This is a genomic window from Mesorhizobium sp. M8A.F.Ca.ET.021.01.1.1, assembly GCF_003998025.1.
Taxonomy (GTDB): domain Bacteria; phylum Pseudomonadota; class Alphaproteobacteria; order Rhizobiales; family Rhizobiaceae; genus Mesorhizobium.
In genome coordinates, this window is sequence record NZ_RZSJ01000239.1 from 1 (window position 1) to 8,549 (window position 8,549).

The 8,549-nt window shown below is 58.3% G+C and carries 4 protein-coding genes and 3 pseudogenes; 3 read left to right on the forward strand and 4 right to left on the reverse strand.

Annotated features, from left to right (window positions below; all coding sequences use genetic code 11):
* Together EOA36_RS37775 and EOA36_RS18965 are read left to right on the forward strand one after the other, a co-directional pair.
* Positions 1-194: pseudogene (locus EOA36_RS37775) on the forward strand (hypothetical protein); the annotation flags it as partial.
* Between the two features lie 84 nt (positions 195-278).
* Entirely contained in the window at positions 279-1,301 is a 1,023-nt protein-coding gene (locus EOA36_RS18965; protein WP_126097337.1) for an IS110 family transposase, read from the forward strand.
* Between the two features lie 313 nt (positions 1,302-1,614).
* Here EOA36_RS18965 and EOA36_RS18970 read toward each other — a convergent pair.
* The 3 genes and pseudogenes from EOA36_RS18970 to EOA36_RS18980 all read right to left on the reverse strand — a co-directional run.
* A pseudogene (locus EOA36_RS18970) lies at positions 1,615-2,058 on the reverse strand (helix-turn-helix domain-containing protein); the annotation flags it as partial.
* Between the two features lie 192 nt (positions 2,059-2,250).
* The gene (locus EOA36_RS18975) at positions 2,251-3,480 is read right to left on the reverse strand and encodes an acetyl-CoA carboxylase biotin carboxylase subunit family protein (RefSeq protein WP_126097338.1); all 1,230 of its coding nucleotides are present in this window, start codon (positions 3,478-3,480) and stop codon (positions 2,251-2,253) included.
* 1,706 nt (positions 3,481-5,186) lie between these two features.
* A pseudogene (locus EOA36_RS18980) lies at positions 5,187-6,205 on the reverse strand (integrase core domain-containing protein); the annotation flags it as partial.
* Positions 6,206-6,916: 711 nt separating this feature from the next.
* On the opposite strand from EOA36_RS18980, the gene EOA36_RS18985 reads away from it, so the two are divergent.
* Positions 6,917-7,921, forward strand: coding sequence for an ATP-grasp domain-containing protein (locus EOA36_RS18985; protein WP_126097339.1), 1,005 nt, complete (start codon positions 6,917-6,919; stop codon positions 7,919-7,921).
* A 401-nt stretch (positions 7,922-8,322) separates the two neighbouring features.
* Here the strand turns inward: EOA36_RS18985 and EOA36_RS37780 are convergent.
* On the reverse strand, positions 8,323-8,549 hold a 227-nt coding region (locus EOA36_RS37780; protein WP_210212421.1), incomplete at its 5' end, for a hypothetical protein.

Here is an 8,549-nt window from a genome sequence, read left to right on the forward strand (position 1 = left end):
GGTCTCAGGTTGGCATTGTCGGCGCTGCCAAATTTGGGGATCGCATCCAGGACCTTTCCGGCGACATCCCGGAGCTACGTGACATCATGGAGGTGTTGCTCGCCGCCCGGCAGAAACTTCGCGAGCAATTCAAGGGTGACACGGTTTGCGCGGTTGACGACCGTCCCTGGTGTCGGACTGACCTGTCGGACTGACCTGATGAGGTGGACGGCCTCCGCTCCCGGCATCGCAATGTGCCAAAGTGTGGCTGTCGAAAGTCACATGAGGGAGAGCCGTCCATGGAGAAGGTTAGCACAATCGGTCTGGATGTCGCCAAGCACGTGTTTCAGGTGCACGGCGTTGACGCGCAGGGCGCAGTGGTTGTCCGCCGGAAGTTGCGTCGCGACGATGTAGTCGCATTCTTTACGTCCTTGCCGGCGTGCTTGATCGGCATCGAAGCCTGCGCAACGAGCCATCACTGGGCTCGTGTCCTCACGGCTCTGGGGCATGAGGTTCGCCTGATGCCTGCGTCATACGTCAAGCCATACGTGGAGCGGCAGAAGAATGATGCTTCGGATGCCGAGGCAATCTGCGAGGCGGTCACGCGACCGACGATGCGCTTTGTTCCGACAAAGAGCGAGGAGCAGCAGAGCGTGTTGATGCTGCATCGCGTCCGCGAGCTTTTGATCCGGCAGCGGACAATGCTGGTGAACGCCTTGCGCGGCCACTTGGCGGAGTTGGGCATCATCACTCGTCAGGGTGCTACAGGGCTGAGCATGCTCGTCGCGTTGGTTGAGGACGAGGGGCACGACCTCATTCCCCCGCTTGCCCGATCGGCCCTCTTTCTTTTGGTACAGCAATTGCGTGAGGTGCACGAGAAGGTCGGTGAGCTGGACCGACAGATTCACATCTGGCATCGTTCGCACGAGTTGAGCCGTCGCTTCGAAACGATCCCCGGCATCGGTCCGATCACCGCCAGCGCAATCGTTGCGACCGTGACAGATGCTTCCCTGTTCAAATCCGGCCGGCAACTCGCGGCTTGGCTTGGCCTGGTGCCGCGACAGAACTCATCCGGAGGAAAGGATCGGCTCGGGCGGATCAGCAAGCAAGGCGATCCCTACATCCGTCGCCTTCTTGTTGTGGGAGCCCATGCCGTGCTTCGCTTCTGTCGTAAGGGCAAAGCGGCACCCACTCGCTGGGCTGCCGAGCTTCTGGCGAAAAAGCCGTACAACGTCGTTGCGGTGGCCTTGGCAAACAAGATGGCCCGGATCGTCTGGGCGTTGATGACTACGGGCAAGCGCTTCGCGGATTCACCGGCGTAGTGACGTAGTCGCAGAGGATGCGCAGAGGTTGGTGAGGTGCTGATGGTGTGATGACCGACGGTCGAACCGGGATCGGAAAAACCCGCTCAGTGGGTGCCGCTCAAAAAGCGCGTTGACCTGTCTGGGATCCGATCCGCGGACTTCATCAAGGCCAGCGGCATGAACAGGCCGCACTCAAAGGCCGAATACATGCCTGCACCCGACCAACCTGTCATCAATGTCAGAAAGCCCTTGCCACGCGGAGGCCGTCCATACATGCCACTGAAGTTTCATCCGGCTGCCGTTAGAGCCTCGGCGGGTTTTGCTGCGATACAGAGAGTTTGAACGCCTCGCTCCGGTGCGGCTGCAGGCCGAAGGCGGTCCAGATCCGGCGGATGTGGTATGCGACAGGATGTCGCCGCAGCCATAGAACGGATCGACGTGGGTGGCGTCCTTCAGCGTGGTGTTCAGCGCGCGCTCGATCACCTCGGCCACCTGTGTGTCCGACAGAGTGGCGCGGGCGTCCAGGGCGATACTCATCAGTGGGCCCTTCGATCCAGTCCTGCACGAAACGCCTGCGCCATTTGCCCACCGTGTCTTCATGCACCCCGAGCCGCTCGGCGACGTCCTTGCTCTGAAGACCCTCGGCGCAGAACAGGATCATCCGGCGCTGGTCCGAGAGCGAGGGCGCCGCCTTGTACCGTCGAACCTGGGCTTCGAGAAAGCGCTCCTCATCGCTCAGCGCCACCTTCGTCCGCCACCCTACCTGCCATCGCATCACCTCCCGACTGCTCGGATCAATGAGACGAATACAGTTCCGAATGGCTAGCGACATGCGGCTAATCTTATCGAGGCGGCGACCCCATTATAGACCCCGTCGCTCACCTGCTGTGAATTGTCCAACTATTCGGCGAGAACGTCTGTCAGCTGGCGCTAGCTGCGCCGCTCCAGGGGGGAAGGGACGCAGATTCTAATCTCCATCAGGGGTCGGAGAAGGCGTAATAGACCAATGGATCAAGTCGACGGCACTCTGAAGTATCGCCTCGGTCCCAGCACGGCAGGGTGAAACGGCCATTACATATCCGATAGAGTCTCGGTAATCTCCCTTCCTTACGATCAGCGTCTTGGGTTTGACGTACAACTTAACCTCGGCGACACCGGGTATAGCAGCCGCGCGACTGTCTCCGTCGATCCAATCGAGGATGCCATCGCGATCAGGAAGTAGGGCCCGCCACGCCGCAACATTCGAATGGCTTCTGTGCAAATTCCATTCGTCGCCGATGACAAGTTTGATGTGCTCGCTGGTGAGATCGATGCCGTAAGCCAGCTGAACCGAGAGAGGACCGCCGGAAAGACGCGGATTTACTTCGATGACGACTGGGCCACGCTTTGTCCACCGGAATTCAATATTCGTTGGCCCCCAGCCAAGGTCGAGAGCCCGCAAACAGCTCAACGAAAGATCGGCGATACGCTTGTGCTGGTCATCACTCAGCGGGGCTGGGCAGATGCACTGATGGAAGACGAAATGCGGTGGCGGGCCAAAGTCAGAGGCGACAATTCCAATGACCTCGTTTCCCATCATATGAGCGCAATAATAGGGGCCTTGTGCGAATTCTTCGACCAGTATCGGGGAAGACCGCGTGGGATCCCCGCCCAACAGATAGGTCGTATGTTCGGCCAGCTCTTCCACATTGCGGCACAATCGGACACCGATGCTGCCGCTGCCCACGGCTGGCTTAATAACCACCGGCAGCCCGATCTCCACTGCAAAGCTTTCAACCTCCGTCGCATTCGCTGCCAAGTGATAAGCAGGTATTGGAACGTCGGCCTCCGCGAGGAGCTGACGTTGAGTGTATTTGTCGCAGCATCGTTCAATCGATACGGGGTTCGGCCCCGGTAGATCGAAGTGCTGGCAGAGCTTGCCAACTGTCGCAGAGACCGACTCGTCATTGCCCGCAAAGCCCGTAATGCCAGCAATGTCATACGTCTCACTTAACCGGGAACATTCGCGGATCAGCGCATCAAGATTTTCGGTATCGACTCGGGTGGCCTCAAGCTTTTCCTCCGCAAGATAATCGTACTGAGCTGGATCGGTCGACAGGGTAATTGGATGAAGGCCAAGACGCTGGGCCGCTTTCGTGTATCGCAGGCCCGTGTCCCTTGAATGGCCTTCAATCAGAATAAGCGCTCTTTTTGCCATCGGCGTTGACCTCCATTGCGTGCTGTGCTGTGGTCCGAGCTTAACAGGCATCAGCTTTTGTAGCCGTGCGACCCCGGACATGTGGTAAGTAGCACGGTCAGCTATTTGCAGGCGCAAAGGTTCTGTAAATTCATTTCAAGGAACCGTTACACGACTGAATTGTGGGTTTCTCGGTGATGTTGCGGCACAGCAGGGCAAGGCCCGTGAGCCTGAGCTCGGCCTGAAACTGGGACCCTCAATTCCGTCGCGTCTTTCGGAGCTCCCCTCTTCGGGGGCAACCCCTACACCACGTTTCTGTGCGATGGATCGCGATAGAGCGCATAGCTGACAGAGCGCTTGGCGATGATGTGCTTCACATGCTTCTGACCGTTGCGCGGTGGTCGGTATAAGGATGCGGTCGCACAATCTTCTTGGACCAGTAGCTTTGGGTATTTGCCTGGGCCAGACTCTGGGCGAGATCGATGCGCCTCGCTAAGATCGCGGCGGTCGTAAACCATCTGGGTTCCGCGGCGCGATCAGCTGCGCGATCAGCTATTGTCGGCTTTGTCGAATACGAGACACTGTGTTTTTGTGCTGGGCTTTCTGCTGCACTCTCATTTGACGCTTTGATCGGCAGCCAGAACGGTCTTTTCTGTGCCCTTCTGCCCGGTTGGCACGACTTTTGAAGCTCGTTTGTCGCGAGGCGGCAGGGCTGCCGCCGATCTTCATATCGTGGACACCTGCGAACATCGACGAGTAGAAGGAAATCAGCATGTCAGGTCAGTCTCAGAACGTATCCTGTGGGAACGGAGGGATCGGTAAATCCACAGTCACCAGGATTCGCTCGCTGCTCCTCTCCGCTTCAGGCAGAACCGTCCGAATCATTTGCTGCGACGGCAAGGCCAGAGATCAGTGAGGTGGACAATGGCGCCAGCAGGTGCAATGCGCGGCAACATTCAGGGAAACAAGCATGATTTCACGGCAGCGTATAATCGCAGGTGGCCGCACGCCTATTTTCGCGCGCATCTGGCCTTAGATTATGTGATTTCAGATCGGGCCAAACCGGTCTTTGAAAGGATATTCGCCGAGTATCGACGTGTTCGAAACAAGACTAGTTTGAAAATAATCGACGTCGGTTGCTCCTATGGCATCAACGCTGCTTTACTGCGCACCGATCTCGATCTCGACGATTTGTATGCTGCCTATCTGAAATCCGGAGGATCGCTCTCGGGACGACAGGAGTTAGAGCATCGCGCTTTCTTTCGGGATCGCGGTCTCCGCGACGATATCCAGTTCGTCGGCGTGGATCCATCATTCCGGGCTGTCAGGTATGCGCAGACCCTGGGCCTGCTGGAGGTTGGAGTAACGGCAGACTTGGAAACACGTGATTTGAGCGTCAAGGAACGATGCGCCCTCGAGGATGCGGACATCCTCATCAGCACAGGCTGTGTGGGCTACGCCACCGAGCGAACCTTTGCGCGCGTGTATGACGCCTCGGCGACGTCACGCCCGTGGGTCGTCGCCTTCGTAATGCATCCCTTCAGTTATGACGACATCGCCGCGGCCCTTCGGGGCTTCGGGTTAGAAACTAAGCACCTAGACCAGTTCAGACAGCGCCAGCGCCGCTTCTCCACACTAGTGGAACGGCGCGCAATCTTGAAGGCTATGAGCAAACTCGGCATGGAAGACCGCCTAGAGCGCACGACCGGCTATATTTACGCGTCCTGCTACGTCTCCGCACCGCCAGGCGAAGCTGGCCTGCCCCTATCGGGTGATCCATGTTGAACGTTGGTGCATGCTTGGTCTTTGCGTACGGGTGGCCGGCGTAGCTGGTCCGGGTCTTGTTGTGTTGGCGACATTCTTCGATTCAGATCCGGGATTCCTAGAAGAATTCGCCCTCGAGCAGTTCGTCACGAACCTTCGAGTTGAAGCTCTCGCAATAGCGATTTCCCAGGAGTGCCGGGCATAATGTAGGCGGTTTTGACCCCGACAGCGGCGCCATCACGCGACGCCTGGTCATGAACTCTGGGCGTCATTGGATCGAACGTGGGCCGGGAATGCCGGAGGATGAACAGATCGGAGAGAAGTCGATCACGTCGACGGCCTTCAAGTGGTGACACGCTCTCTGACGACGGTGCCTTGTGAACTCATCGATCACATTGAGCATGCGCATTACCTTCCACTGCTGGTTCGATCCTCGACGAGTCGGAGGACCAGACATTTTAGGATACTCCAGCCGAAGCCGGATGGACAGATCGTCATTGAGTCACAGAGAGACGGCCACGTCTGGGTGCTTCTGAGAACCTTCAGCCCCTCACGCCGCCAGATCCGTTTGAGGTCACCTCCAGACGCAGAGCAGCATCACGGCGACGCGCGATAGGTGTAGCGGCCATATTGGCGGGCGAGCACGATGATGTCGGCGGTCAAAGCCACTTCATCGGAACCTCGGTCCATGGATTTATAAGCACCCGGCGCCCCCGTCATTGGGGAACTCCAAGTTCAGCAACAATATCCAACACGCACGCACGGCGACGGGCGGCGCCTGGAAGTTTCCCCGCGCAGCTTCCGCCAGGATCATCTTGTCCGGCGTCAGGTCGGAGCCGGCGTTCTCGGTCAAGTTCTTTCAGCCGCCTGACCTGATTCGCCTTCACCCCCCCCAAGGTCCGACCAGTGACGAAAGTAGGTAACTTCCGTCACCTATCGTTGGGTTCGCCTCTGCAATCGATTTGCCCTGCAAAATTAGAACTCAACCTGCTGCAGCTTCGTGCCGATCTCGCCCGCATGTCTCTTTCTGGCCAGTTCTTCACTCATGCATCGGCTAGAAAGCAATACCTAAGGGAAGACCTCTCAGACACAGGACAGCGCGGTCGAAGCCTGAACCATGACGAACTCGTCGATGGCCATGACATGGCAGCTTCGAGTGAACTAGTTGAACCCACTCAAGCGGTCGCCCCTCTGCGCGACGACCTGCAATGCGATCGCAGGAACCATCTGCGCAGTGCACTAGGCTAACACTCCGTGTATCCATTAGTGGTCTGCCCCGGCGAACTTAGCGTGCAGCGACGCCGCGGCGAAGTGAAACAGCTTCGCGGCGCCTGTTATTCCATATAGGCGATCCGCAGATGCCGGCTCCGTGGGTGACATCGCAATCGGGAGTTTCATCGCGACCATACGTTCGAGTGGCATGATAGACGAACGCGGCCATTCAATGTTCCATGTGTCTCGCGTTCACTCACGTCCGATGAAAACGCCTGTGTTCGCAAGCCGACACGCTGAGGTACACGTATTCCGCCAATGCTACGCGAACCACACGGTTTTCCCTCTTTCTCGCACAGGTTTTGGTGGCACGCCGATTGCATGGAAACGATGAAGGCACCAAGTGCCGGACATAGCTGTTCACCTCGATCAGCTAATCTGAACGGTTAAATGCAACATAAAGACATCGAAGGAGTAGGTCATGCGAGTAGCCGTCGTGTGGAATCATGATCATACGGGCGTGATCAACCGGTTCGGTCACCCTTGTCAGGAGGAATACGGCCGCGAGATGGTGGAACGGATGGTGGCGGCGCTGCAAGGGCGCGGCCACGAGACACTGCTGTGCGAAGGCGATAAAGGACTACTCGCCACGCTCGAGCGGTTCATGCCACCTGATCCGCAAGCCCGCCCCTCCGGAATGGTCTTCAACATGGCCGCCGGAATACAAGGCGAGTGCCGTCTCACGCACGTTCCGGCTATGCTCGAGATGGCCGGCGTCCCATACACTGGATCGAGCCCGCTCGGGCATGGGGTGGCGCTCGACAAAGCTATCACCAAAAGACTCATCCGGGATCGCGGTGTGCCGACACCGAACTTCCGCGTGATGCGTACCGGCACTGAGAGCACCGAAGGTATTCGATTCCCAGTGGTAGTGAAGCCGCGCCACGAATCCCTCAGCTGCGGATTGCAGCTCGTGCATGAACCTGCTGAGTTGAGACGCGCCGTGGAAGGTATTGTCACGCAATATGAACAGGATGTCCTCGTGGAAGAATACATTGAGGGGCGAGAAATATACGTCGCACTGCTGGGAAATGGAGAACCCGAGGTGCTGCCTCTGATTGAGCTGGACTTCGGCGACCGTGAAACGCGTCTTGTGACTTGGGAAGACAAGCAGCACATGGCTGTCGCGGCGCCGCAGACCATTTGCCCGGCGCGAATCGATAGTAAGCTTGCGACGGCGCTGCGGGATATTTCGGTTGCGACCTTCCGTGCCTGCCAATGCCGGGACTATGCCCGCGTTGACCTCCGGATCGACCGGTCCGGCCGGCCTTTTGTGTTGGAGATCAACTCCATGCCGGCGCTCGGCGCGAACAGCTTTTATCCCCTGGTCGCGAGGGCCGCCGGACACAGCTTTCCTAGTTTGGTTAATCGCATGCTCGACATCGCCTACACGCGGTACTTCGGAGTCGGCATTCCCCAAGGCTGACGCCCGTCGAGTCGCGACCGCCGGGTGCAGCGTCGGTGACGAAGGCGACATAGAGAAAGCCGGCTCAGATCGCCGCATATCCGACACCCAAATTCAGGCGCCGGCGCTGGCGGTTGGCGTGATCCAGCGGGCAGGCGCGGCTTGTCGCTTTTGGCAATCTCCGCCGGCTTGATGGTCGACAAAGGCAATCAGCGTTTGAATGGCGTTCGAGCCCGTAAGCGGAAGCCTTAGGCAAGATCTCATTGGCTTGCCGAAACTGGCGGTTATCCGCCCTCCGCGAGCTTCTCCGCACCCGCGCGTGGGGTAAGCACATCGCTGTCCACATCCGCCCCTCCTCACCCAGTCCTTGAGCGTCTGCACCATGTAGCCGATTTTGGCCGCGATTGACGACATGGTCGCTCTCAGCGTGACTGGGGAGGTCCCCTCGTGATCCAAACCACCCGAACCGCGCTGGCCGGACCTCGGTTGAAATCGATTTGTTGTTTGATTGGCTCCTGCTTCTCAAAAGTTGGAGCGCCCCGCACGCGGCGCGGTTCATGGGAAATCCGCCGGCTTTCATCGAAAAGTAGCTGACGATGCCTACGACTGGTCGCATGTGCTTTGCCATCTTGAATGGAGTGCTTATATA